The following is a 24527-nucleotide window of genomic DNA, read 5'->3' as shown; positions in this document are numbered from 1 at the left end:
ATGCCTGCTAAGAGTCTACGCGGCGCCAACCAAAAATGGCTCACCATCGTCGGCATAGGCGAGGACGGTGTAGCCGGTCTCGGCGACGAGGCCAAGCAGCGGATCGCCGACGCTGAAATCATCTTTGGCGGCAAGCGGCATCTGGCGCTCGTCTCATCATTCGCCAAGGGCGATCCGCGCCCATGGCCGGTTCCCTTCGATGCCGAGATGCACGACGTGCTGTCGCTCGCCGGCAAGCGCGTTTGCGTTCTTGCCTCCGGCGATCCCTTTTTCCACGGCGTCGGCGTCACCCTCGCCCGCAAGGTTAAGCCGCGGGAGATGCATGTCATTCCCGCGCCCTCGGCCATTTCGCTGGCGGCCGCTCGCCTCGGCTGGGCGCTGCAGGACATCGAAACCATCTCGTTGCATGGCCGCCCCATCGACCTGATCCGGCCATTGCTGCAGCCCAACGCGCGTATCCTGGCCCTGACATCCGACGGCGATGCACCGGCGGCAATCGCCCGCCTGCTCACCGAGCTTGATTTCGGCGCCTCGCGGTTGACGATCCTGGAGGCATTGGGCGGGCCGAACGAGAACCTGCGCACGGCCCGGGCCGATGCGTTCAACCTCGAAAACATCAATCCGCTCAATGTGCTGGCGCTCGAAATTGAATCTGGTCCGGATGCGCGTATCCTGCCTTTGACATCAGGCCTCGCCGATCATCTGTTCGACCATGACGGCCAGATCACCAAGCATGAGATCCGCGCCATCACGCTGTCGGCGCTGGCGCCGAGGCGCGGCGAACTGCTGTGGGATGTTGGCGCCGGCTCCGGTTCCATCGGCATCGAATGGATGCTCGCCCATTCCTCGATGCGCGCTGTTGCCATCGAAGCCGACCCGATCCGCGCCGCCCGCATCGCCCACAATGCTGCCGCGTGTGGCGTCCCCGGCCTCATCGTGGTCGAAGGCAGCGCTCCCAAGGCGCTTGCAAGGCTCGAGACGCCAGATGCGATTTTCATCGGCGGCGGCGGCAGCGATGCCGGCGTGCTGACCGCCGCCATCAAGGCGCTGCGCACCGGCGGCCGCCTTGTCGCCAATGCGGTGACGCTGGAAATGGAGACGCTGCTTCTTGCCCGTCATACCGAGCTCGGGGGCGATCTCACCCGCATCGCCATATCCCGCGCCGCGCCTGTCGGTTCGATGCAGGCCTGGCGGCCGGCGATGCCGGTTACCCAATGGAGTTGGATCAAGCCATGATGGTCGCGGGCATCGGCAGCCGAAAGGGCGTGAGCGTCGAGGACGTGCTTGCCGCGATAGAAACCGCGCTCGAAGCGCACGGGCTGGCGATGACGGCGCTCTCGTCGCTCGCCACCGCCACGCTCAAGAAAGATGAACAGGCGATCGCTGCCGCAGGTCGCACACTCAACCTTCCCGTCATCGTTGTCGATGAGGCAGCGCTTAAAGCAGCGTCGACGAAGGCGCTCAGCAACTCCAGCCTCTCGCAGGATCTGGCCGGCACACCGTCGGTTTCCGAAGCATCGGCGCTGGCCGTCGCCGGCGAAGGCGCCAGGCTGCTGGGACCACGCATCGTGCTCGGCCCGGTCACCTGCGCCATCGCCATCAGCGGAGACGCGGCATGACCGTGCATTTCATCGGCGCCGGTCCGGGCGCCGCCGACCTCATTACCCTGCGCGGCGCGCGGCTGCTGGCAAGCTGCCCGGTCTGCCTCCATGCCGGCTCGATCGTGGCGCCCGAATTGCTGCAGCATTGCGCCCCGGGAACGAAGCTGATCGACACCGCGCCGATGTCGCTCGACGAGATCGAGGCCGAATATCTGGCCGCCCACAAGGCCGGCCATGATGTCGCGCGGCTGCATTCCGGTGACCTGTCGGTATGGAGCGCGGTTGCCGAACAGATCCGCCGGCTTGAAAGGCACGGCATTCCCTACACGCTGACGCCGGGCGTTCCCTCTTTCGCTGCCGCGGCGGCTGCTCTGCGGCGCGAGCTGACCATTCCCGAAGTCGCCCAGAGCCTGGTGCTGACCCGCGTCTCCGGCCGCGCTTCAAAAATGCCGCCTGGCGAAACGCTGGCCGGCTTCGGCCGCACCGGCGCCACGCTTGCCATTCATCTTGCCATCCACGCCATCGATCGCATCGTCGCCGAGCTGACGCCGCTCTATGGCCGCGATTGCCCGGTGGCGGTCGTCTTCCGTGCCTCCTGGCCGGACGAGCGCGTGCTGACCGGCACGCTGGAAACCATCGAGGCACAACTGGCCGCCGACCCGATGGAGCGTACGGCCATCATCTTCGTCGGCCGCTCGCTGGCGGCGGAAGGCTTTGGCGAGAGTTCATTGTACGACGCGCATTACCAGCGGCGTTTTCGCGGACGGGACGGATTGTGAGCGACAGCACCAAAAATAAGGGCGAGAACGCCGCGCTCCAACAGGCGCTTGCCCGGCTGAACTTCAAGCCGCGGACGCTTGAGCCCGGCCATGTCTGGCTCGCCGGCGCCGGCCCCGGCGATCCCGGCTGCCTGACGCTGGAAGTGCTGGCGGCGCTGAGTGAGGCGGATGCGCTGGTCTACGATGCGCTGGTCTCCCCGGACGTCGTCGCGGTTGCCGAAAACGCCGAGCTTTTCTTTGCCGGCAAGCGCGGCGGAAAACCCTCGATGAAACAGGACGACATAACCGCCCTGCTGGTCCGGCTGGCGCGCCAGGGCCGCCGCGTCGTCAGGCTGAAGGGCGGCGACCCCTATATTTTCGGCCGTGGCGGCGAAGAGGCGCTGGCGCTGGCGCGGGAAAACATCCCGTTCCGCGTCCTGCCCGGCCTCACCTCGGGCCTCAGCGCGCTGGCCGCCACCGGCATCCCCGCGACCATGCGCGGCATCAACAAGGCGGTAATCCTGGCGACCGGCCATGCCGCCGGCACCGATGACGATCTCGACTGGGCCGCGATCGCGCGCACCGGCCAGCCTGTTGTGGTCTACATGGGCATGGCCAATCTGCCTGTGATATCGGCCGCATTGCTCGACGGCGGGCTGGCGCCATCGACGCCGGCGGCGGTGATCGTCGCCGCGACGACGCCGCAGGAGCGCATCGTCGTCGCCACGCTGGCCACCATCGCCGAGGAAGCCGCCGCCGCCGGCCTGTCCGCACCGGCGCTGATCGTCGTCGGCGGCATCGTCGCCATGCGCGCGGCGCTGGCGGGTGCGTCGTGAGCGCCCGCGCGATCATCATCGGCGCGCCGCGCTCCGGCTCGGGCAAGACCAGCGTCACCATCGGTATTTTACGCGCACTCACCCGGCGCGGCCTGAAAGTACGCGGCGCCAAGTCCGGCCCCGATTACATCGATCCCGGCTTCCACACCGCCGCCACCGGCCTGTCCGGCGTCAATCTTGACAGCTGGGCGATGTCGCCGTCGCTGCTCAACGCACTGGCCGTAAATGCCGCCGACGACGCCGATTTTGTCATCCTCGAAAGCGCCATGGGCCTGTTCGACGGCATTCCGGCCGCGCCGGGCCGCAGCGGTTCGGCGGCCGATCTCGCGCGGCTCTACGGCCTGCCGGTGCTGCTGGTGCTGGACGTTTCCGGCCAGTCGACCACGGCGGCGGCCGTCGCCAAGGGGTTCGCCACCTATGATCCGGAGGTTCGCATGGCGGGCGTCGTGCTCAACCGGCTGGGCAGCGAGCGCCACCGCCGGCTGTCCGGCGACGCCATCGAGGCGATCGGCCTGCCGGTCGTCGGCGCCATCCTGCGCGATCCCACCTTGAACCTGCCCGAACGCCATCTCGGCCTCGTCCAGGCCGGTGAATATGATGACCTGATGGCGCATCTCGACCGGTTGGCCGACATGGCGGAAAAGTCGCTCGACCTCGACGCCGTCATGGCGCTGGCAACACCTCTCGCCCCGGAGCCCGGCAGCTTCGACGATGCGCTGCAGCCGCCCGGCCAGCGCGTCGCACTTGCCGAGGATACCGCCTTCACCTTCCTCTATCCGCACGTCGCGGCCTACTGGCGCAAGGCCGGCGCGGAGATGGTTCCGTTCTCGCCGCTCGCGGACGAGGCGCCCGACGACAGCTGCGACGTCTGCTGGCTGCCCGGCGGTTATCCCGAGCTTCACGCCGGCCGTCTCGCCGCTGCTGCGAATTTTCGGAGAGGAATGGCAAGGTTTGCCGGGACGAAGCCCATCCATGGTGAGTGCGGTGGCTTCATGGTGCTTGGCGAAGCTCTGGAAGATGCATCTGGCGAAACACACAAAATGCTCGGCCTGCTCGGCCATTCAACCAGCTTCGCCAAGCGCAAGATGAACCTCGGTTATCGCGAAGCACGGCTGCGCGCCGACTGTCCGCTCGGCCCGCGGGGCGCGTTGATCCGTGGGCACGAATTCCACTATGCGCAGATGACGGCGACCGGCGATGACGAGCCCCTGGCCGACCTCGCAGACGGGCAAGGCAATCCGATCGGCGCCTCGGGCTACCGGCGCGGCCAAGTCAGCGGCACCTTCTTCCATGCCATCGCAAGGGGCTGAGGCATGAAGTTCCCGAAGGTCACCCTTTCGCCCCGGCAAATCCCCAGCGATGTTGCCCTCTGCCTGGTCTTCTTCACCAGGCTGCCCTTGCCCGTCATCGACTTTCGCGGCCGCAGCCTTGCCGCCGCGATCTGGGCCGCCCCGGTCGCCGGCCTCGTCGTCGGCCTGATCGGCGCCATCGTCTTTGCCACGGCGGAACGGTTTGGCCTTGCCATCGGGTCGGCGGCAGCCCTTGCCCTGGTTGCAACCGCGGTCACCACCGGCTGCCTGCACGAGGACGGGCTGTCCGATGTCGCCGACGGTTTTGGCGGCGGCAACACGCGCGGTCGAAAGCTGGAGATCATGCGCGACAGCCGAATCGGCGCCTACGGCGCCATGGCGCTGGCGCTGTCGCTGCTCATCCGCTGGAGCGCGCTGTCGGAATTCGTCGATCCCACACAAGCTCTCTTCGCGCTCCTGGCCGCCCATGCGGCCTCGCGCGGCGTATTCGGCGCCTTCATGCATCTCTTGCCCCCGGCGCGCGACGATGGCCTCTCGGCCGGCGCCGGCACCGTCTCGCGGGAAATTGCCCTCGCCGGCGCCGTGCTCGGCGCCATCCCGCTCCTCCTGCTCGGGCTTGGCGGCGCCATCGCGGCGCTTATCCTGCTCGGACTGCTGTTTGCCGCCTTCCACGCGCTTTGCCTCAACCAGATCGGTGGCCAGACCGGCGACACGATCGGCGCTATGCAACAGGTGAGCGAAATCGCGGTGCTGCTCGTCGCTTCCGTAGCCCTTTCCTGACTCTGTTTCGGAGAATTTCCTTCCATGCCTTTCAAATCCCTAGATGAATTGCGCGCTGCTTGCCTCGACCTGCCTGATGGCGATGACGCCGCCGCGAGCGCGGTCGCTCGCCGCCAGGACACGTTGACCAAGCCGCAGGGCAGCCTCGGCCGGCTTGAGTCCATCGCCGCGTGGCTGGCGCGCTGGCAGGGCCGCGACATGCCTAGGCTCGAGCGGGTGAAAGTTTTCGTCTTCGCCGGCAACCACGGCGTTACCGCGCAAGGCGTGTCGGCTTATCCTTCGGAAGTCACGGTGCAGATGGTGGCGAATTTCGCCGGCGGCGGTGCGGCCATCAACCAGCTCGCCCGCATCGCGGGCGCCGAACTCGACGTCATTCCGCTCGATCTCGACCATCCGACCGGCGATTTCACGCAAACGCCGGCGATGGACGACAAGGCATTTCTTGCCGCCGTCTCGGCCGGCTACGATGCGGTGACTGATGATCTCGATCTCGTCTGCTTCGGCGAGATGGGTATCGGCAACACCACGCCGGCCGCCGCGATCTCGGCGGCGCTGTTCGGCGGCGATGCCGAAAAATGGACCGGACGCGGCACCGGCGTCGACGATGCCGGCCTCGAGCGCAAGGTGGTTGCCATCGAATCGGGCTTGAAGCGCCACGCCGCCATTCTTGCCGACCCCCTGGGGGTTGCCGCGGCGCTCGGCGGCCGCGAACTCGCCGCCATCTTCGGCGCCACGCTTGCCGCCCGTCACATGGGCATACCGGTGCTGCTTGACGGCTTCGTCTGCACCGCAGCCGCAGCACCTTTGGCAAAGCTGCACTCCACAGGCCTTGCTCATACGATCGCCGCCCACGTCTCGGCTGAATCGGGTCACCGCGGCCTGCTCGAAGCGCTCGACCTGCCGCCGCTGCTCGACCTCGGCATGCGGCTCGGCGAAGGCTCCGGCGCTTGCCTCGCCGTCAACATCGTCCGCTCGGCGCTGGAGTGCCATGCGAGGATGGCGAGCTTTGCCGAGGCCGGCGTGTCGGAGAAGTAACATCTTCCGGTTGTAGCGATTCTCGAATAGATCTGGTGGATGAAAAAGCTTCACCCGGCTGCCGCTGCTATGACTATCGCCGTGCTGCTTGCTGGTGTGCTTCGGCACAGTGGATATTCAACTTACGGCCCGATCGACACCGCAATTCTCGTTGTTTTTCTGGTTTTCTTCTGGTGGCTCATCAGCGATTTCTCAGGCGGAAAGGCCGCCATTGATGCCGACGACGGTCGGAGCGCGGACAACGGCATGGCTTTTCGGTTCGGCAGGTTTCTGAGCCGCGTTTTTCGGCGCGGCCAATCGTAGTCTTTGACCAAGCTGCAAATCCTACATCTCTCCTGGCCAAAGGCGGCCCGGCGGCGAAAGCAGCCGATGAACGAGCGCGGCAATTGAACCGGCCCATTCAGGTCTTTCCACCAAGTCTTTGAAGAATTTGGTGGGTGCGCACAGGATTGAACTGTGGACCCGCTGATTAAGAGTCAGCTGCTCTACCAACTGAGCTACGCACCCACTCGGCCGGCAAAAACCGGCGTTGGCGGGCATATAGCCGCCGATGCCGGTCCTGTCCAGCCCTGCCGGAATCATTTCCCGACAAATCGCTGAAGTGACGCAGATGGTCAGACGAACAGCTTGCCTTCCGCCACCTTGACCGCGTTGCCACCGATGCGCGCCGAGACCAGTTTTCCGCCCTGTACACTTAGTTCCAGGCGGATGCGCGAGGGCCGCCCCATCTCCAGCCCCTGTTCGATCCACAGCTGCGAAACGCCATCCGTCGGAGCGTCGAAATGCATGACGGCGCCGGCGAAAGCCGCCGCCGCCGAGCCGGTCGCCGGGTCCTCGTAGGAAGGCGTGCCGGGCACGATCATGCGCACATGGAAGGCGCTCTCGTGGTTCACCGTCTCTCGGCAATAGACATAGGGACTGGCAAAGGCCCATTCGCTCTTGCGCGGCGCCAGTTCCGACCAGGCCTGGTTGTCGAGCCGGATCCGGCTCGCCGCCTCCAGATTGGCCACCGGTATGGTCACATAGGGCACGCCGGCTGACCAGAACGCGACGCGGTGATTCTCGAAACCGATCTCGTGCGGCGCCAGGCCAAGGGCGGCGCCGATCGCCACCGGGTCGGCTTCGAGCTTCAGCGGCTCCGGCAACTTCGCCAGGTCGAATTCGGCGAATGTCGCGCCATCATGCTTGCTGACGGCACAGCGCACCGGGCCGATGTTTTCCTCCAGCACGAAAATGCTCGCAGCGCCGTCATTGTCGGCCATTTCAGCGAGCGCGATATCGGCCAGTTCGGCCAGCGCGATCGCCGAGCCCACGGTCGGGTGGCCGGCGAAAGGCATTTCATAATCGGGCGTGAAGATGCGGATACGGGCGCGGTGCTTGGGATTATCCGGCGGCAGCACGAACACCGATTCCGACAGGTTGAACTCGCGCGCGATAGCCTGCATCGCAGCCGTGTCCAGTCCGCCGCTGTCCAACACCACCGCCAGCGGGTTGCCGGCCAGCCGATCGGTCGTAAACACATCGTAAAGCAAGTAATCGCGTCTCATGGAGGAAACCTTCCGCTTTGATCCGAATTTCTGCCTCAATCCCAACATGAGCGAAATTTAATTTGATATTCGAACCATTAGCACTGATCTGTGCACTCATAGGGACATATTGCGCTTCAGGGGGTCCGGCGTGGACCAGATTGTCAATCTGCCAAAGACGGAATCGGATTCCGCCATCGAGACCGCGCTCGGGCTCGACCAGACGGGGCGGCGCAAGAATCGCCGCCGCGGCTGGCTCTATGCGCTGCTGGCGCTGATCGTCCTTGTCGCGGCTTTTGCCGGCTACCAGTGGTATGCCGGCTCGCCGGTCAAGATCGACTATACGACGGCGCCCGCCGCCAAGGCCGACCTCACTGTCGAGGTTTCGGCGACCGGCACCTTGCAGCCCCTCACCCAGGTCGACATTTCCAGCCAGCTCTCGGGCATCATTCGTTCAGTCTCGGTCAACGAGAACCAGCAGGTCAAGAAGGGCGATGTGCTGGCCGCGCTCGACACCGCCAAGCTGCAGGTGCAGATCGAACGCGCCGAGGCATCCGCCAAGGCGGCCGCCGCCAATGTCGCGGACGCCACCGTGACGCTGGCCGAGAATGAAAGCGCGCTCGTGCGCGCCGCCGCCCTCACCAAGCGCGGCATGGCCACCGACCAGTCGCTCGAAGCGGCGACCGCGACCCGCGACCGTTCGAAGGCAGCGCTCGATAGCGCCGAGGCCAATCTCGCCATCGCCAACGCCGACCTGAAATCGCAGCAGACCGACCTTGCCAACAGCACCATCTATGCGCCGATCGACGGCATCGTGCTGACGCGCTCTGTCGACCCCGGCCAGACGGTCGCCTCCTCCTTGCAGGCGCCGGTGCTGTTCATCATCGCCGCCGATCTCAGGAACATGGAACTGGTGGCGGCGGTCGACGAAGCCGATATCGGCGCGGTGAAGCCGGGCCAGCATGCCCGCTTCACCGTGGACGCCTTCCCGGAGCGGCCGTTCGACGCCGAGATCCGCGACATCTCCTACGCCTCGGTCACCACCGACGGCGTCGTCACCTACAATGCGCGGCTCGAGGTCGACAACGACGAGCTGTTGCTGCGCCCCGGCATGACCGCCACTGTTTCGGTCGTCACCCGGCAGGCTAAGGACGTGCTGACCGTCCCCTCCTCCGCCTTCCGCTATCGTCCTGCGCAGCAGGCCGCCCGCGGCTGGAGCCTGAGCGACCTGTTCACCGGCCGCATGGGACGTCCCGGCGGCAATCGCCAGCGCCAGGCGGCAGCGCCGCCGACCGACGGCTCACGCATGCTCTACGTGCTGGAGAAAGGCCGTCCGCATCCGGTCAACGTCAGGATCGGCTCGACCGACGGCGAGCTGACCGAGATCACCTCGGGCCTGTCAGAGGGGGCGCAGGTCATCACGGCCTCGCAGCAGCGGAGCTGACTTCGTGGCGATGGGCGCCCCCCTCATCACCTTCGACAAGGTCTGGAAGAGCTACGGCCATGGCGAAGCCAAGGTGCACGCGCTGGCCGGCGTCGACCTGGCGATCCGGCGCGGCGAATTCGTCGCCATCATGGGCCCGTCCGGCTCCGGCAAATCGACGGCGATGAACATCATCGGCTGCCTCGACACGCCGACCGCCGGCACCTATTCCTTCATGGGCGTCGATGCTGGCCGGCTCGACCGCAACCGCCGCGCCATGCTGCGCAACCTCTATGTCGGCTTCGTCTTCCAGGGCTATAATCTGCTGGCGCGCACCACGGCGGCGGAAAATGTCGAACTGCCGCTGATCTATCGCGGCGTGGCCAGCCGCGAGCGCCGCGATCTTGCCATGCAGGCGCTGGCGCAAGTCGGCCTTGTCGGTCGCGAGCATCACACTCCGGCCGAGCTTTCCGGCGGCCAGCAACAGCGCGTGGCGATCGCGCGCGCCATCGTCACGAGGCCGACGCTGCTCGTCGCCGACGAACCGACCGGCAATCTCGACACTGCCCGCACGCACGAGATCATGGAGTTGCTGACGCAACTGAACAAGGAGCTTGGCCTGACCATCACCATGGTCACCCACGAGGCCGACGTCGCCGAATATGCCGAGCGCACGGTGCGCTTCCTCGACGGCCATGTCGCCTCCGACACCATGACCGTCGAGGTGGCCTGACAATGCTCTGGGAAACCGTCCGCCTCTCCTTGCGCTCGATCCGCCGCAACATGCTGCGCTCGTTCCTGACCTTGCTCGGCATCGTCATCGGCGTCGCCGCGGTCATCGCCATGCTCACCATTGGCGCCGGCACCACCGCCAAGGTCAAGGACGACATCGCCAAGCTCGGCAGCAATCTTCTGGTTGTGCGCTCCGGCCGCCCGGCCGGTCCCGGCGGCCCGGGCGGGCTCGACCAGGTCGTCCGTCCGCTCACCGAAAAGGATCTTGCCGCGCTCATTGCCCATCTGACAGGCGCACGCGCCATTTCGCCGGCCTCGCAGAAGCAGGTCCGCGTCATCTTCGGTACCGAGAGCCTGACCTCCGGCGTTACCGGCACCGACAGCGCCTATCTCGATGCCCGCGACTGGAAACTGGTCTCAGGCCGTTCGTTCAGCGAGTCCGAGACCCGCTCGGGTACCGGCGTATGCCTGATCGGCGAGACGGTGCGCCAGCAGTTCTTCGGTGCCGGCGACCCCGAGGGCGAAATCATCCGCGTCAACCGCACCTCCTGCAAGATCATCGGCCTGCTCGAGCCGAAGGGCTATACCGGCTTCGGCCAGGACCAGGACAATGTCGTGTTGATGCCGCTGCATGCCTATCAGCGGCGCATTGCGGGCAACCGCAACATCGACAACATCTACGTCGCCGCCGACGACCGCACCCCGACCAGCGAGCTGCAGCCGCGCGTCGAGGATATTCTGCGCGACGCCAGACGCCTCACGCCCGACCACGAAAGCGATTTCGCGATCCGCGACATGACCCAGATCGCTGATGCGATGGCCAGCGCCACCACCACGATGACAGGCATGCTGGGCGCGGTCGCCGGCGTCAGCCTGCTGGTCGGCGGCATCGGCATCATGAACATCATGCTGGTGTCGGTCACCGAGCGCACCCGCGAGATCGGCATAAGGCTCGCCATCGGCGCGCATGAAAAGCACATCCTCATCCAGTTCCTGGTCGAGGCGACGGTGCTGTCGCTTCTCGGCGGCATCATCGGCATCCTGATCGGGCTCTCGCTGGCCGGTCTCGCCTCGGCGACGCTGACCATTCCCTTTGCGCCGAGCCCGGCAGTCATCCTGCTCGCCGTCGGCTTTTCCGCGCTGATCGGCATGGTCTTCGGCTTCTTCCCGGCGCTGCGCGGCGCCAGGCTCGACCCGATCGACGCGCTGCGGCATGAATAAGGCGATTGGAAAGCAAAGGCGCGGCTACGAGGCTGTTTCCCAGGGATTGATCGTATTCAATCCGGCGGCCGCGAATGGGCCGGTGTCGCGGGTGGCGACCGTAAGACCGTTTGCTGCGGCCGTGGCCGCGATGTAGGCATCCGCATTGCCGATCGCCTTGCCTGAGGCTCTCGCCTTTACCATGAGGTCGGCATAGGCGCGCGACGCGTCGAGGTCGAAAGGCAGAATGCGGCCTGCAAACAGTGGCAACACATCCTGATCGAGACGATTGTCCGCGCACGCACCCGATGTTTGGGGTTGCAGGCAGCCACTCAGACCTTCGTATGCCGGCATTGGCGATCAGCACGGAAGGTAAGGTTTAGTCCGCGTTCGCAAAATGCCACTCGATCAGCGGCTTCATGTGCGGCATCAGCCCGTGCGGCAGGTCGGCGGCGTGGCGGATGATGACCGGACCCACGATCTCCGGTTCGGCCTCGGTTGCGACGAAGGCCGAGATGCGCCGCGCGATCTCCTCGGCGGGCTCGGGAACCCGGTATCGGCGGAAGATCACCGTGCCGCTTTCCGTCGACAGGGCATGGTAATGCAGGCCGCGTGCGGCGCCTGAAATGTCGAGGCCGGTTTCTTCCCGCACCTCGCGGATCATGTTGAAATCGACATCGACGAGGCCATCGCGAAAATCCGCCGGTTCAAATGAACCGGCGGCGAAATAGACGCGGCCGGCAGTAACGGTGTGGGCGGCCATGCGAATCGCCACCAGCGCATTGTCGCCGGCCACGAGCATGGCATGGGCATAGGCGTGCTCGGCGCCCGAATTCTCGCGCCGCTTCCGCCAGAGCATGAAGGTGGAGTAGTTGACCGCGTGGCACCGGCCGACGAGGCGATTGTCGCGCCAGGCAAGTCGCGAGAGCAGCACCACGGGACCGTCGAACAGCGCGGGGTTGGCCGCGATCTCGTGCTGCCAGTTCGCGGCGATCGCCTCGGCATTGTCCAGCGCGAAAGGATGCGGGCCGGGGTCGAGCCTGACATCGACGGCGTCGACCGGCAAAATGACATTGCGCGGCAGGTCGAAGCTCACGGTTCAGGCCATGTCCAGCGTGATCGCCACCGGACAATGGTCCGATGCCTTCGGCCGGTCCCAGCCGGCGCGCGGAAAGCGCTCCACTTCCTGGCCGGCAGGAAAGATCGTGCGCCAGGGCTGGCCGTTGCGGATGATGTCCGGGACGGCGGTGGCGTTCTTAGCCGCCAATCCCCTGGACAGCAGGATATAATCGAGCTGGCACAAATGCCGCTCTTGCGGCCCACGCGTGTGGTAGAAGGTCCAGCGGTTCATTTCCGGCCGCCTCTCGACCACGTTTTCGCAAAAACCGCCGGCCGTCAGCACGTTGATGCAGGACAGGTTCTCGTCGACCACCTCGAAACGATAGCCGTCGAATTCGTCGCCGGCGATCTTCACGCGCTGGCGGTAATCGTTCATGTCGCCGCAGATCGCCCAGCGCTTGTCGGCTGCATGATCCGCCCCGAAGCGCTCCTCGATGATCCGGCGCACCGCCTGCGCCTCCGCGATGCGGATCGGCATCGTCGCTTCACGCCCGTCGAGCCCGTTGCGGGGCGAGCCCATCGACTTGAAGTGCACGAGATAGAGTGTCAGCGGCGAACCGCCAACGGTAATGTCCACTTCCAGGCAGTCGCGCCGGAAGATGCGTTCATTGGGCTGGTTGCCGAGCGCCGCCAGCTCCGGCGTGTGCAGCCCGAACTGTTCATAGGTCACATAGGCGTGGCTGGTCATGCGCACGAATTCGATGGGCTGGCCCTGCGCGGTCTCGCTGCGCATCATCACGGCGACGTCGATGCCGCGCGAATCATTGCCGGCAGCGGTGTACTTCTGGCGGTAGCCCTGCCCCACCATCTTGAAAAGATAGCCATATTCGAACGCCTTGAGGGCTTCGATATTGTCGACCTCCTGCATGCAGATGATATCCGCGCGCGTGGCCGCTATGGCCAGCGCCGTCAGCTGCCGCATGTCGTCCGACTGCGCGATGGCGCGGGCCTGCTCCAGCATCTTGTACTCGGCCTCGCTTTGGATATCGAAGAGAGCCAGCGTCCGGTCCTCGTTGAGCTGGTTGCGGTATCCGGAGAAATCGAACCTGTTCATCAGGTTCTCGACATTGAAGGTTGCAAGACGCAGCGACATATCATGACCTTTGCCCGCAAGCGCGGCAGAAAACAAGGCCGGGCAACCACCAGCTGGAATCGATTGATCCTGGCGCGCCTCGCGCCATGGTTGAGGGAACCTTTCCGTTCATCCGCCGTTCAGACGCAAAGACCCACAGTGGGCCCATCCCAGGGTCGGCGTGGGGCCTGTCCTCTTGGAGAAGTGCAATGAACGCGCTCTTTTCTTCCACAGTCAAATCCGGGCTGATAGCGCTCGGTATCTTCTCCGGCATCACGGCACCATCCGCTGCCGGACCAATCCTTCAGCCGGAGCTGTCGATCCCAGCCAGCACCGCGGCGCCGACGGTCACGCCTGTGCGTGACAGCTGGGCCGGCGGCAACAACCGGAGCTTCAACAACGACTGGAGATGGCGCCGGTCGGGCGGGTGGAACCGCGGCGATTGGGGCGGCCGTCACTGGAGCGGTCGTCACTGGAGCGGCCGTCACTGGAACGGCGGCGATGATTGGCGTTGGCGCCGCCACCATTATCGCGGCCGCTACTATGATGACAGCGCCGGCGCCGCGATCCTGGGGCTTGGCTTGGGGCTCGGCCTCGGCAGCATGTACAACAACTACAATTACTACGATGCACCGCCGCGCCGCTACTATCGGGCCGGCCGGCTGTCGAGCGCCCATGTCCGGTGGTGCTACAACAGATACCGCTCGTATCGCGCTTACGACAACACCTTCCAGCCCTATAACGGCCCACGCCAGCAGTGCTACTCGCCCTATCGCTGAGCCAGGCCGCACAATCCTGCAATAAAAAACGGCGCCGCGCGGCGCCGTTTCCTTTGGAGCGTGGATCGCTCAGTTCTTCGCCTTGTCGACCAGCTTGTTCTTGGAGATCCACGGCATCATCGCGCGCAGCTTGGCGCCGACTTCCTCGATCTGATGGCTGTCGTTGTTGCGGCGGATGCCTTTGAAACGCGACAGGCCGGCACGGTATTCCTGCATCCACTCCGAGGTGAACTTGCCGGTCTGGATATCCTTCAGCACCCGCTTCATCTCGGCCTTTGTCTCTGCGGTGATGATGCGCGGCCCCGAGACATATTCGCCCCATTCGGCGGTGTTCGAGATCGAGTAATTCATGTTGGCGATGCCGCCTTCATAGATCAGGTCGACGATCAGCTTGACCTCGTGCAGGCACTCGAAATAGGCCATTTCGGGCGCATAGCCGGCTTCCACCAGCGTCTCGAACCCGGCGCGGATCAACTCCACCAGGCCGCCGCACAGCACGACCTGCTCGCCGAACAGATCGGTCTCGCATTCCTCGCGGAAATTGGTCTCGATGATACCCGAACGGCCGCCGCCGACGCCGCAGGCGTAGGAGAGCGCGAGGTCGAGTGCGTTGCCCGAAGCATCCTGGTTGACGGCGACCAGGCACGGCACGCCGCCGCCCTTCTGGTATTCGCCGCGCACCGTATGACCGGGCCCCTTCGGCGCGATCATGACGACGTCGACCGTCGACTTCGGCTCGATCAGGCCGAAATGCACGTTGAGGCCATGCGCGAAGGCGATTGCCGCGCCGTCGCGGATGTTCGGCGCGATCTCGTTTTTGTAGATGTCGGCCTGCAATTCGTCGGGCGTCGCCATCATCATCAGGTCGGCCCATTTGGCGGCGTCGGCCACGCTCATCACCTTGAGCCCGTCGGCCTCGACCTTCTTGGCGGTCGCCGATCCGGCCTTGAGGCCGATGGCGATCTCCTTGGCGCCGGAATCCTTGAGGTTGAGCGCATGCGCCCGGCCCTGGCTGCCATAGCCGATGATGGCGACCTTCTTGCCCTTGATCAGGTTGAGATCGGCATCACGATCGTAATAGACGCGCATTTTTTGTCTTCCTTCCCGTTTGAAGATCAGAGGCCTTGCGGCCCGGTTTTTGCTCCGAAAAGAGCGAGAAACTGCTGCGTCGCGCGGACGGCATCACCGCCGATCGCCGCCTCAGTCAATTCCAGCCGGTCGCCAAGCAAGAGACGGATCTGCACGTCGCGGGCGACCAGCCCGAAAAAGGTACGGAACGCCGTCTCGGCGTCCGAGAAATCGAGCAGCCCGGCCTGGCGGCCGGCCTCCAGCACCGGCTTCAGGCGCTTGGCGAGGGCAAAGCGCCCGTTCTCCAGCACCACCGCGCCAAGATCATCCTTGCCCGAACCGGCATGGCCGACCGCCACCCGGTTGAGCGCGACAGAAGTGTCGCTGGAAATGACCTTCAGCCAGTCGGAAGCAAATCGCTCCAGGCTCGCGGCCAACGACGCAAGGTCGAGCCCCCTGCCGTCGACCGCCGTCACCCGCACCTTCGAGGCCTGCCATTGCACCGTCGCCGTCAGCAGTCCGTCGCGGTCGCCGAACCATTTGTAGAGCGTTTCCTTGGAGCAGCTCGCCCGCCGCGCCACTGCGGTCATGGTCAGATTGTCGCCCTCTTCGACCAGCAGGCGGAGCGCTGCATCCAGGACCGCCTTCTGACGCTCCGTCAGCGCTTCGCCGTTGTCGATATCGGCATTTGCCTGCAACACGCTCTGTTCCCGTTTGATGGTAGAGCCGTAGATCGCCCGAGCTCAGTACCGTACGTTACGGTTCGGCATATTGCGCAATTCGAAGATCGGCGCAAGGCCAAAATGACGAAATGTTTTTCCCGTGTCCCCGCAGCCGCGCAACGCGTATGTTCAGTCGCCGGCTGGCGGATCGCGCAACCGCCCGAGCAAGGCCGATACCGTGTTCAGTTCTTGCGGCGAGAGCTTGTCGCCAACCAGCTCCGCGATCGACCTGCCATAGACGGCCCACATACGGCGGCGCGTCTCTCGTCCCTTGGCCGTGATGCGGACGGTTTGGCCGCGGCCGTCATCAGCCACCGGCAGCTTCTCGACAAACCCATCGGCTTCAAGTCGGGCCAGCAGCCGCGAAATATTATACTGCGCGAACAGGGTTCGTTCGATCAGCTGGAACGGCCGCAAGCCGCCCTCGCCCGCCTCAGCGAGTTCGTGCAGCACGTCATACCAGGCAAGCGGCGGCAGGCCGCCTTCCTTCAGCGCGTCTTCGGCACGTTCCACCAGCTGGCGTGATACCCGCATCAGGCGTGCCCAGGTCTTGATGGCCTCCGGCGATGGCATGGCTGTCTCGATCATGACGGCATCATAAGAGATAGATGCAATTGCATCAAGCTTGACGACCAATGCATTTGCATCTAGATAGATGCGAATGCATCGATATTGAGAGGCAAATCCGATGAAGCATGCCAACACCCTCATTCTCGTCAGCCATCCCCTTTGCCCCTATGTCCAGCGTGCGGCGATCTCGCTGACCGAAAAAGGCGTGCCGTTCGAGCGCGTCGACATCGACCTCGCCAACAAGCCTGACTGGTTCAAGGCGGTCTCGCCGCTCGGCAAGGTGCCGCTGCTGCGCGTGCAGCGGGGGAACGATGAGACGGTGATCTTCGAATCCGCCGTCATCCTCGAATTCCTCGAAGAAACTGAGGCCAATCCCCTCCACCCGGCCGACCCCTATGCCCGTGCCCGGCATCGTGCCTGGATCGAGTATGGCTCAGCCATCCTCAACGCCGTCGGCCGGTTCTATTCGGCGTCGACCGAGGCAGGATTCCTTGCCGAGTCTCGGACGCTGTCGGAAATGTTCGATCGTGTGGAGACCGAATTGGCGGGCGAAGCCGGCCGGACTGGACCATGGTTCGAAGGCGGGCGCTTTTCGCTCGTCGACGCAGTCTACGGCCCTGTCTTCCGCTACATCGATACCTTCGACCGGATCGGCGATTTCGGCATTCTGGACGGCAAACCGCTCGTCCAGGCCTGGCGCCAGGCATTGAGTGGACGCCCGTCCGTCAAGCATGCCGTGGCGCAGGACTATCCACTGCGCCTGCATGCCTTCCTGCGGGCGAAGGGATCGTATCTTTCGACGGTCATTCGTAAGAACGATCCGGCCAGCGCGCTTCCGCCAGCCCAGTTCGCCTGAACGGATGGACCACCGTGCCGGCCCACCATTGAGGCGAGGAACTGCGGCGAATGCGCGGCGTCGCGGCGCCACCCCGCGGCTTATGCCTGGGCGGCATCAAAATCCGCACGCGCTTCGCGCACCGCATCATGGTTGAGTTCGGCCCATAGGATCAGTTGATGAAAGGCGCCGAACATCGAGCGCCCGAGATCGGTCAGGCTGTATTCAACGCTCGGTGGTTTGGTCGGGAACACTTCACGATGCACATAGCCGTCGCGCTGCAAATCATGCAGTGTCTGGGTCAGCATGCGCTGCGAAATGTCGGGCACCAGCCGCCGCAACTCACCGAAGCGATACGGCCTTTCAGCCAGCGCCATCACCAGCAGCGATCTCCATTTGCCGCTGACGCCCTGGATGACATTGCGAACCGGACAGTCGGCAAAATTACCGCCCCCGCTCATCGCTTTGTAGGTCTCCAGCTTCGATTTCAGATTGGTGACCTTGCCGTCCATCGCTGGTTCCCTGGATGTGCCTACCTCCCGAAAAACTGCCTTCTTTACGGTGACAGGTCAATTCCTATTTTAGTGCTGGTCTCCTTCTGAGACCACTAGAGCACCCGCCGCTTCGGCACAAATCAGGATCTCCGATGACCGAAACCCTTCTCGTCACCGGCGCCTCCGGCCAGCTTGGCCGCGGCGTCATCCGCTATCTCCTGGACGCGCATAAAACTCCGCCTGCAAAGATCATCGCCACCACGCGCAATCCCGAAAGCCTGGCAGATTTGGCGGTGCGCGGCGTCGTTGTCAGGGCCGCAGACTTCAACGACTCCGCTTCGCTGGAAACCGCGTTCAAGGGTGCCGACAAGGCGCTGATCATTTCGACCGGCGATCTCGATCTCAAAGGCGGCAAGCGCCTGAAGCAGCACGAGAATGCAGTCGCGGCGGCCAAAAACGCCGGCGTTTCGCACCTGCTCTACACCTCGATGCCCAACCCGGAACCGGTGTCGCCGGTCCTGTTTGCCGGTGACCACTACAGCACCGAGCAGGCAATCAAGGCGAGCGGCATCCCCTACACGATCTTCCGCAACGGCTGGTACCAGGAGAACCTGTTCATGGCGCTGCCGCACGCGATCGCCTCGGGGCACTGGTACACGTCCGCCGGCGAAGGCCGCATCGCCCATGGCGCACGCGAAGACATGGCAGCGGCGATCGCCGCCGGTCTCGCTTCTGGCACGACCGACAACAAAACCTACACGCTGACTGGCCCGCAAGCGTACACGACGGCCGAGATCGCCGCCCTCGTCAGCGAAGTCACCGGCAAGCCGCTCGATGTCGTGCAGGTTTCGGATGATGTCCTGACCGAAGGGGTAAAGGCATCAGGCGTTCCCGAGGATTTTGCCGGCGTCGTCGTTTCCTTCGACGTCAACACGCGTGCCGGCCGCATCGCCATGGTGACGGACGCGATCGAGATGCTTTCCGGCAGGACGCCAAGGACGTTGAGACAATTCCTCGAGGCGAACAAGGCTGCCTTGGCAGGTTGAAATCCACGCGGCGGGAAGTCTGTTCTCGACTTTCCGCCCCTACTTCGATGTTTTGATCAGGCCGTGCCGAATAAGGCTCTCTCCGGTCGCCGCCAGCGCGTCTTCGCGCGAACGCGGCTTCCAGCCGAGCATGCGAACCGCCTTGGCATTGGTGGCATTCTTGACCTTGCCCAGCTCAGGCACGAGCTGCGCGACTTCCGGATTGAACAGTCCCACCATGCGCACCAGCCAATCGGGAAGCTCTCTGGTCGAAACGCGCTTCGCCGCGTTGCCGAGCCGCTTTCTCAAGGTTTGCGCGATTTCCCGCACGGTCATGAAATCGCCGGCCACCGCCAGGAAGCGCTCGCCATTGGCAGCTGGATCGGTCATGGCGCGGACATGCAGGTCCGCCACGTCGCGTGCATCGACGGCGCCGAAGGACAGGCGCGGCAGCCCCGGCATGGCTCCATTCATCATGCGTTGGACAAATTCGGTGGAGGTCGAATGGTCCGGGCCAAGCACAGGCCCGAAGATGCCGACGGGGTTGACGGCAGCAAGCTCCAACCCGCCACCCTCGGCGGCGATAAAATCCCAGGCCGCGCGCTCGGCGAGCGTCTTCGACTTCACATAGGCGCTGACCCTTCCCATCGGATCGGTCCAGTTCTCCTCGGTGAACGGACGGCCGTCGGGCGGCATCTTGCCGTAGCCGACAGCCGCGAAGGAGGACGTCAGCACGACGCGTCTGACGCCGGCATCTCGTGCCGCCCGCAGCACCCGCAACGCGCCTTCACGGGCCGGAATGATCAGCTCGTCATCATGCTTGGGCACGCCGGGCGGGAACGGCGAGGCGACATGCAGGACATAGTCGCAGCCTGCAGCGGCTAGCGGCCAGCCGGCATCGCTCATGAGATCGGCGATTGCAAAGGAGAGCCTGTCATCCGGCTCGACGCCACCTGCCTTGAGCATGGCCAGGACATCGGCTTGCCGCCTGGCCGAGCGCACGGTGGTGCGCACGCGGTAGCCCGCCTTCAGCAGTTCAAGGATACAGTGGGCGCCGAGAAAGCCAGATCCGCCGGTGACAAGCACCAATTCGCCGCTCATGCCCGTCCCCCGAAGCGTCAGCCCAAGGCGATCGAGACAGTCAGATCGCCACCTGCGTGCCGATCTCTACCACACGGCCGGTCGGTATCTGGAAATATTCGGTGGCGTCGGCCGCCGTGCGCGCCAGCCCGATGAACAGCCGGTCCTGCCACACCGGCATGCCGGAATTGGGCGAGGCTTTCAGCGAGCGCCGGGACAGGAAGAAGGACGTCGTCATGATGTCGAACTTCCAGCCTTGCTTGCGGCAGATCGCCAGCGCGCGCGGGATGTTGGGCTGCTCCATATAGCCGAAGGTCAGCGTCACCCGCATGAACAGCTCGTTGACCGTCTCCATCTTGACCCGGTCGCTGTCGGGCACCACCGGCTGCGGCGCGGTCACCACCGAGAGGATCACATTCTGCTCGTGCAGCACCTTGTAGTGCTTCAGGCTGTGCATCAGCGCGGTCGGCGCGCTGAGCGGATCGCTGGTCAGGAACACCGCGGTGCCGGATACCAGCTGCGGCTTTTTCTTCAACAGATTGCCGGCCAGGAAATCGAGCGGGATCTCGTTGCGGCGGGTCTTGTCGAAGAGATAACGGCTGCCGCGCACCCAGGTCCACATCGCCAGAACGATGGTGAAGGCCACCGCCAGCGAGGCCCAGCCGCCTTCGAACACCTTGACGATGTTGGAAGCAAAGAAACCGACATCGATGAAACCGAACAACGCCGTCATCGCGACAGCCACCCACAGCCGCCATTTCCAGATGCGGGTCATGACGACAAACAGCAGCACCGTGGTCACCAGCATGTTGCCGGTCACCGAGATGCCGTATGCCGAAGCCAGCCTGCTGGATTCGCCGAAGCCCACCACCAGCATCATCACCACCAGCGCCAGCAACAGGTTGACGCGCGGCATGTAGATCTGGCCGGACTGTTTTTCCGACGTGTGCAGGATTTCCAGCCGTGGCAGCATGTTGAGCTGCACCGCTTGCCTGGTCAGCGAGAATGCGCCTGAAATCACCGCTTGGCTGGCGATGACCGTCGCGGCGGTCGCCAGCATCACCATCGGGATCAGCGTCCAGCCCTCGTTCATTTCGAAGAAGGGATGTCCGACCACGCCGTTCTTGGCCAGCACGAAGGCGCCCTGGCCGGCATAGTTGAGCAGCAGGCAAGGGAACACGATCGCCAGCCAGGCGAGCACGATCGGCTTGCGGCCGAAATGGCCGAGATCGGCATAGAGCGCTTCGGCGCCGGTGACCGCAAGGAAGATGGCGCCGATGGTGACGAAGGCGACATCGGGCGAATTGATCAGGAAGGCGACGATATAGTGCGGGCTGATCGCCCACAGGATTTCCGGATCGGCGATGATATGGTTGAGACCGGACAGGCCGATGGCCAGGAACCAGACCGCGGTGATCGGGCCGAAGATCAGCGCTACGCCGCCGGTGCCGAAGCGCTGCACCGAAAACAGTACCGCCAGGATGACCAGTGTCAGCGGCACGACATAGGGCTGGAAGGTCGGCGTGACGACGTTCATGCCCTCGACCGCCGACAGCACCGAAATTGCCGGGGTTATGACGGCGTCGCCGAAGAAGAGCGAGGCGCCGACGATACCGATGCCCAGAATGATCGCCGAGCGCTTCGGGAAACTGCCGCGCGCCAATGCCATCAACGACAGCACGCCGCCTTCGCCGCGGTTGTTGGCGCGCAGCACGAACATGATGTATTTGATGGTGACGATGATCGTCAGTGACCAGATGATCAGCGAGAGAACGCCAAGAATGTCGCCACGGTCGGCCACTTCGCCGCCCGACGACGCCACCAGCGCCTCGCGGAACGCGTAGATCGGGCTGGTGCCGATATCGCCGTAAACAACGCCGAGCGCGCCGAGCATCAACACCTTGGTGCTGTGCTGCTCGATCTCAGGATGGCTCGATTGTTCGACGGTTTCTGCCTCACTACCAGTGTTGGCAAGGGCCATGAACGACACTCCGATAAGCGGGCGGTGCTCTACGCTTGCTGCGATGCAATATCAAGTACCGTCGCGTTATGGCTGCCATGCTTTGCACGCGAGGCTGCCACCATTACCACCCGCAAGCCCTGAGAAATCGGCCCACCGTGCCGGCCATGCCATACTCCAACGCGTCGGCTGTCAACCCATGTCCGATCGACACTTCGGCCAATGCCGGAACGCGTCGCGCCAGGGCCGGCAGGTTGCTCACCGTCAGATCGTGCCCGGCATTGACCTCAAGGCCCGCGACAAAGGCCGCATCGGCGGTTTTTCCCAGTCTTTCCAGCTCCTTGGCCGCCTTGGCGGAATCGGCATGGCAACTGCCATAAGGTCCCGTGTAAAGCTCGATACGGTCGGCGCCGGTATCGCGCGCGGCGTTTATGCCGGCAGGATCCGCATCGGAGAACAACGAGACCCGGAAACCGCCCTTCTTCAGGCGTCTCACGATCGGTGTCAGGAACGCTGCATCGGCGATGAAGTTCCAGCCATGGTCCGAGGTTGCCTGGGAGGGATCGTCAGGCACCAGGGTCACCTGTTCCGGTTGATGCTTTTCCACGAGAGCCAGGAAATCCTCGGTCGGATGGCCCTCGATGTTGAATTCGGCTCGCGGGAACTCATCGTCGATCAAGGCCCTGATCTCAGGCAGGTCTGAACGGCGGGTATGGCGCTCGTCCGGGCGAGGATGCACCGTCAGCCCATGCGCTCCCGCCGCAAGCGCGATGCGGCCAAGCCTGATCACATCGGGCCACGGCAGGTCGCGCCGGTTGCGCAGCATGGCGATGGCGTTGAGATTGACGGAAAGCTTTGCGGGCATGGCTTCGGATCCTGCTCGATTTCGGCGCATCTATACCGCCTTTGACGGGAACAGATAGGGGGTTTCCGGTGTTCCAGAAGATCGGATGACGTTTGTGAAAGGATACGATCCCTTGAATTTCCTCGAAGCCGTGCCGGCAATCCGGCGCATCGATACGGACCGTGAGGATCTCTTCGCCATCGATATCGTCGGCCATGTCTCGGCGGCCGACGCGGAAAACCTGTTCGGCCTGCTCGAAGCGGCTTACGCGCTTCACCCGCGAATCGATGTGCTGGTGCGCGTGATCGATCATGACGGCGTCGACTGGAGCGACATATCGGACGAGACGCTGCGACAGGGCGCGGTCCAGGCCGCAGAGCATATCGGCCGTTGTGCCGCGATCGGCGAGCCGGACTGGACGGCGCAGGCGCGAGACTTCCTCCCTACCCCGCCGCCGGTCGAACTCAGGCATTTCAAAGACGAGGCCGATGCCTGGCAATGGCTCGGCGCCAGGCAACTGGGCTCCGCTACCTGACGATCGTCAACCGTTCGGCCGCCCGGGTGATCGCGGTGTAAAGCCAGCGCTGGCGCGTTTCCTTGAACGCCCAGCTTTCGTCGAACAGCACGATCTCGTTCCACTGCGACCCCTGCGCCTTGTGCACGGTCAGCGCATAGCCATAGTCGAAATCATCGAACCGCTTCTTCTGCTGCCACGGGATATCGGCGTCGGGATCCTCGAACGCCGCCTTGAGCAGCTTGATCTTGGCGACACCGCGGTCCGGATCATCCTCTTCGGGCGACACCAGGAGGTTGATGCCAGGTTTCACCGTCTCGCGCGACGAGGTCATCACCTTCCACAGCGAACCGTTGAGCAGGCCCTTGGCCGGGTCGTTGCGCAGGCACACCAGCTTGTCGCCGGCCTGCGGATAGTCGGCATTGAACCCCTTGAGCTCGCGCAGGCGCTGGTTGTAGCGGCGGCGCGTGCGGTTGGTGCCGACCAGCACCTGGTCCGCCCTCAGCACTAGGTCCTGGTTGACGTCTTCCTTGCCGATCACCTGCGCCGTGCCGTAGTCGCCGCGCATGAATTCGCGCCCCTCGCGCACGTCGAGCGCCAGCCGCAGGATCGGATTGTCGCGCGCCTGCCGGTGGATTTCGGTGAGCAGGAAATCCGGCTCGTGGTCGGTGAAGAAGCCACCGCCCGAGATCGGCGGCAACTGGCCGGGATCGCCCAGCACCAGGATCGGCGTGCCAAAGCTCAAGAGGTCACGGCCAAGCTGCTCGTCGACCATCGAGCATTCGTCGATGATGACCAGTTTCGCACGCGAGATCGGGCTCTGCCGGTTGAGCGAAAAAGTCGGCGACATCGACGTCTTGCCAGTCACCTCGTCTTCGACCGATTCCTCCCCCTTGGGCCTGTAGATCAGCGAATGGATGGTGCGGGCATTGACCGCGCCCTTGGAGCGCAGCACCTGCGCCGCCTTGCCGGTGAAGGCGGCGAACTGCACCTGGCCGTCGACATGTTCGGCGAAATAGCGCGCCAGCGTCGTCTTGCCGGTGCCGGCATAGCCGAACAGCCGGAACAATTGCGGCTTGCCGGCCTTGAGCCAGCGCGCGACCGCCTGCAGCGCCTCGTCCTGTTGGGGTGAAAATTCCATCTGATCGTGTGACCGGATTCGCGAGAGAAAGACAAGATAGCGCCACCGCCATCGACGCGGCTTGGTGGCGAACTCCCTGCGCTTCAGCCTATCAGGCGAGGAC

Annotated in this window: 26 protein-coding genes, 1 tRNA gene and 1 pseudogene; 15 read left to right on the top strand and 13 right to left on the bottom strand. The window is 64.5% G+C overall.

The features are described 5' to 3' along the window. The 8 genes from cbiE to FJ973_RS04705 are packed head-to-tail and all read left to right on the top strand — an operon-like array spanning position 1 to position 6623. On the top strand, positions 1-1236 hold the full coding sequence (gene cbiE / locus FJ973_RS04740) for a precorrin-6y C5,15-methyltransferase (decarboxylating) subunit CbiE (protein WP_140554995.1): 1236 nt from the start codon (positions 1-3) through the stop codon (positions 1234-1236). Continuing rightward, the gene (locus tag FJ973_RS04735) at positions 1233-1619 is read left to right on the top strand and encodes a cobalamin biosynthesis protein (protein ID WP_140554994.1); all 387 of its coding nucleotides are present in this window, start codon (positions 1233-1235) and stop codon (positions 1617-1619) included. Before cbiE ends, FJ973_RS04735 begins: the two co-directional genes overlap by 4 nt. Further along, positions 1616-2380: a precorrin-4 C(11)-methyltransferase gene (gene cobM / locus FJ973_RS04730; RefSeq protein ID WP_140495563.1), complete on the top strand. Its 765-nt coding sequence runs from the start codon at positions 1616-1618 to the stop codon at positions 2378-2380. Before FJ973_RS04735 ends, cobM begins: the two co-directional genes overlap by 4 nt. Then, positions 2377-3195, top strand: a complete 819-nt coding sequence (gene cobA, locus FJ973_RS04725; protein WP_140495562.1) for a uroporphyrinogen-III C-methyltransferase — start codon at positions 2377-2379, stop codon at positions 3193-3195. The genes cobM and cobA overlap by 4 nt, the downstream gene beginning before the upstream one ends. Then, positions 3192-4505 (top strand): cobyrinate a,c-diamide synthase, encoded by a 1314-nt coding sequence (locus tag FJ973_RS04720; protein ID WP_140554993.1) that lies wholly within the window; start codon positions 3192-3194, stop codon positions 4503-4505. Before cobA ends, FJ973_RS04720 begins: the two co-directional genes overlap by 4 nt. 3 nt (positions 4506-4508) lie before the next feature. Beyond that, the gene (gene cobS, locus FJ973_RS04715; RefSeq protein WP_140554992.1) at positions 4509-5285 is read left to right on the top strand and encodes an adenosylcobinamide-GDP ribazoletransferase; all 777 of its coding nucleotides are present in this window, start codon (positions 4509-4511) and stop codon (positions 5283-5285) included. 24 nt (positions 5286-5309) lie between these two features. Next, positions 5310-6320, top strand: a complete 1011-nt coding sequence (gene cobT / locus FJ973_RS04710) for a nicotinate-nucleotide--dimethylbenzimidazole phosphoribosyltransferase (protein ID WP_140495559.1) — start codon at positions 5310-5312, stop codon at positions 6318-6320. A gap of 39 nt (positions 6321-6359) precedes the next feature. Further along, on the top strand, positions 6360-6623 hold the full coding sequence (locus FJ973_RS04705; RefSeq protein ID WP_140516441.1) for a hypothetical protein: 264 nt from the start codon (positions 6360-6362) through the stop codon (positions 6621-6623). A gap of 128 nt (positions 6624-6751) precedes the next feature. Here FJ973_RS04705 and FJ973_RS04700 read toward each other — a convergent pair. Continuing rightward, positions 6752-6827: transfer RNA gene (locus FJ973_RS04700), tRNA-Lys, on the bottom strand. 107 nt (positions 6828-6934) lie between these two features. Continuing rightward, on the bottom strand, positions 6935-7867 hold the full coding sequence (locus FJ973_RS04695; protein ID WP_140554991.1) for a PhzF family phenazine biosynthesis protein: 933 nt from the start codon (positions 7865-7867) through the stop codon (positions 6935-6937). 130 nt (positions 7868-7997) lie between these two features. Between FJ973_RS04695 and FJ973_RS04690 the strand changes: the two genes are divergently transcribed. Genes FJ973_RS04690 through FJ973_RS04680 form a run of 3 tightly spaced genes read left to right on the top strand, consistent with a single transcriptional unit; the run spans position 7998 to position 11222 of the window. Then, positions 7998-9290, top strand: coding sequence for an efflux RND transporter periplasmic adaptor subunit (locus FJ973_RS04690; protein ID WP_140516443.1), 1293 nt, complete (start codon positions 7998-8000; stop codon positions 9288-9290). Positions 9291-9294: 4 nt separating this feature from the next. Next, entirely contained in the window at positions 9295-10002 is a 708-nt protein-coding gene (locus tag FJ973_RS04685) for an ABC transporter ATP-binding protein (RefSeq protein ID WP_140516445.1), read from the top strand. A gap of 2 nt (positions 10003-10004) precedes the next feature. After that, positions 10005-11222, top strand: coding sequence for an ABC transporter permease (locus tag FJ973_RS04680; protein WP_140554990.1), 1218 nt, complete (start codon positions 10005-10007; stop codon positions 11220-11222). 24 nt (positions 11223-11246) lie between these two features. On the opposite strand, the pseudogene FJ973_RS04675 reads toward FJ973_RS04680, so the two are convergent. From FJ973_RS04675 to FJ973_RS04665, 3 genes and pseudogenes are all read right to left on the bottom strand, one after another. Further along, positions 11247-11495: pseudogene (locus FJ973_RS04675) on the bottom strand (PIN domain-containing protein); the annotation flags it as partial. 85 nt (positions 11496-11580) lie between these two features. Then, positions 11581-12297, bottom strand: a complete 717-nt coding sequence (locus FJ973_RS04670; RefSeq protein WP_140495404.1) for a hypothetical protein — start codon at positions 12295-12297, stop codon at positions 11581-11583. 3 nt (positions 12298-12300) lie between these two features. Beyond that, complete coding sequence (locus FJ973_RS04665; RefSeq protein WP_140554989.1) at positions 12301-13413, bottom strand: endonuclease/exonuclease/phosphatase family protein; 1113 nt, start codon at positions 13411-13413, stop codon at positions 12301-12303. Between the two features lie 188 nt (positions 13414-13601). Between FJ973_RS04665 and FJ973_RS04660 the strand changes: the two genes are divergently transcribed. Continuing rightward, positions 13602-14171, top strand: coding sequence for a BA14K family protein (locus FJ973_RS04660; protein ID WP_140554988.1), 570 nt, complete (start codon positions 13602-13604; stop codon positions 14169-14171). Positions 14172-14240: 69 nt separating this feature from the next. On the opposite strand, the gene ilvC is transcribed toward FJ973_RS04660, so the two are convergent. From ilvC to FJ973_RS04645, 3 genes are all read right to left on the bottom strand, one after another. Beyond that, entirely contained in the window at positions 14241-15260 is a 1020-nt protein-coding gene (ilvC, locus tag FJ973_RS04655) for a ketol-acid reductoisomerase (protein WP_140495398.1), read from the bottom strand. Between the two features lie 26 nt (positions 15261-15286). Further along, complete coding sequence (locus FJ973_RS04650; protein ID WP_140554987.1) at positions 15287-15940, bottom strand: TetR/AcrR family transcriptional regulator; 654 nt, start codon at positions 15938-15940, stop codon at positions 15287-15289. Between the two features lie 150 nt (positions 15941-16090). Then, positions 16091-16549 (bottom strand): MarR family winged helix-turn-helix transcriptional regulator, encoded by a 459-nt coding sequence (locus FJ973_RS04645; RefSeq protein WP_140516702.1) that lies wholly within the window; start codon positions 16547-16549, stop codon positions 16091-16093. Positions 16550-16649: 100 nt separating this feature from the next. Here FJ973_RS04645 and FJ973_RS04640 point away from each other — a divergent pair, with 100 nt between their 5' ends. Continuing rightward, entirely contained in the window at positions 16650-17387 is a 738-nt protein-coding gene (locus tag FJ973_RS04640) for a glutathione S-transferase family protein (protein ID WP_140554986.1), read from the top strand. A gap of 80 nt (positions 17388-17467) precedes the next feature. On the opposite strand, the gene FJ973_RS04635 is transcribed toward FJ973_RS04640, so the two are convergent. Then, a complete protein-coding gene (locus tag FJ973_RS04635; RefSeq protein ID WP_140495388.1) occupies positions 17468-17878 on the bottom strand; it encodes a helix-turn-helix domain-containing protein in 411 nt (136 codons plus the stop codon). 134 nt (positions 17879-18012) lie between these two features. Here FJ973_RS04635 and FJ973_RS04630 point away from each other — a divergent pair, with 134 nt between their 5' ends. Next, positions 18013-18906 carry an SDR family oxidoreductase gene (locus FJ973_RS04630; protein ID WP_140554985.1) on the top strand — a complete coding sequence of 298 codons (894 nt, stop codon included), beginning with the start codon at positions 18013-18015 and terminating at the stop codon, positions 18904-18906. Between the two features lie 39 nt (positions 18907-18945). Here the strand turns inward: FJ973_RS04630 and FJ973_RS04625 are convergent, their stop codons facing one another. The 3 genes from FJ973_RS04625 to FJ973_RS04615 all read right to left on the bottom strand — a co-directional run bounded on the left by FJ973_RS04625 (position 18946) and on the right by FJ973_RS04615 (position 22790). Then, positions 18946-19986 (bottom strand): aldehyde reductase, encoded by a 1041-nt coding sequence (locus tag FJ973_RS04625; protein WP_140554984.1) that lies wholly within the window; start codon positions 19984-19986, stop codon positions 18946-18948. A gap of 40 nt (positions 19987-20026) precedes the next feature. After that, positions 20027-21946: a potassium transporter Kup gene (locus FJ973_RS04620; RefSeq protein ID WP_140554983.1), complete on the bottom strand. Its 1920-nt coding sequence runs from the start codon at positions 21944-21946 to the stop codon at positions 20027-20029. 103 nt (positions 21947-22049) lie between these two features. Beyond that, positions 22050-22790, bottom strand: coding sequence for a pyridoxine 5'-phosphate synthase (locus FJ973_RS04615; protein WP_140516468.1), 741 nt, complete (start codon positions 22788-22790; stop codon positions 22050-22052). 112 nt (positions 22791-22902) lie between these two features. Here FJ973_RS04615 and FJ973_RS04610 point away from each other — a divergent pair, with 112 nt between their 5' ends. Continuing rightward, the gene (locus tag FJ973_RS04610; protein ID WP_140521265.1) at positions 22903-23304 is read left to right on the top strand and encodes an STAS/SEC14 domain-containing protein; all 402 of its coding nucleotides are present in this window, start codon (positions 22903-22905) and stop codon (positions 23302-23304) included. Here the strand turns inward: FJ973_RS04610 and FJ973_RS04605 are convergent. Continuing rightward, positions 23297-24424, bottom strand: a complete 1128-nt coding sequence (locus tag FJ973_RS04605; protein ID WP_140516474.1) for an ATP-dependent RecD-like DNA helicase — start codon at positions 24422-24424, stop codon at positions 23297-23299. The genes FJ973_RS04610 and FJ973_RS04605 overlap by 8 nt on opposite strands. Positions 24425-24527: the final 103 nt, after the last annotated feature.

Origin of the sequence: Mesorhizobium sp. B2-1-3 (genome assembly GCF_006442495.1) — a bacterium.
Lineage (GTDB): Bacteria > Pseudomonadota > Alphaproteobacteria > Rhizobiales > Rhizobiaceae > Mesorhizobium.
The sequence above is the reverse complement of the archived record's forward strand: the minus strand, read 5'-3'. Positions and strand labels throughout refer to the sequence as shown.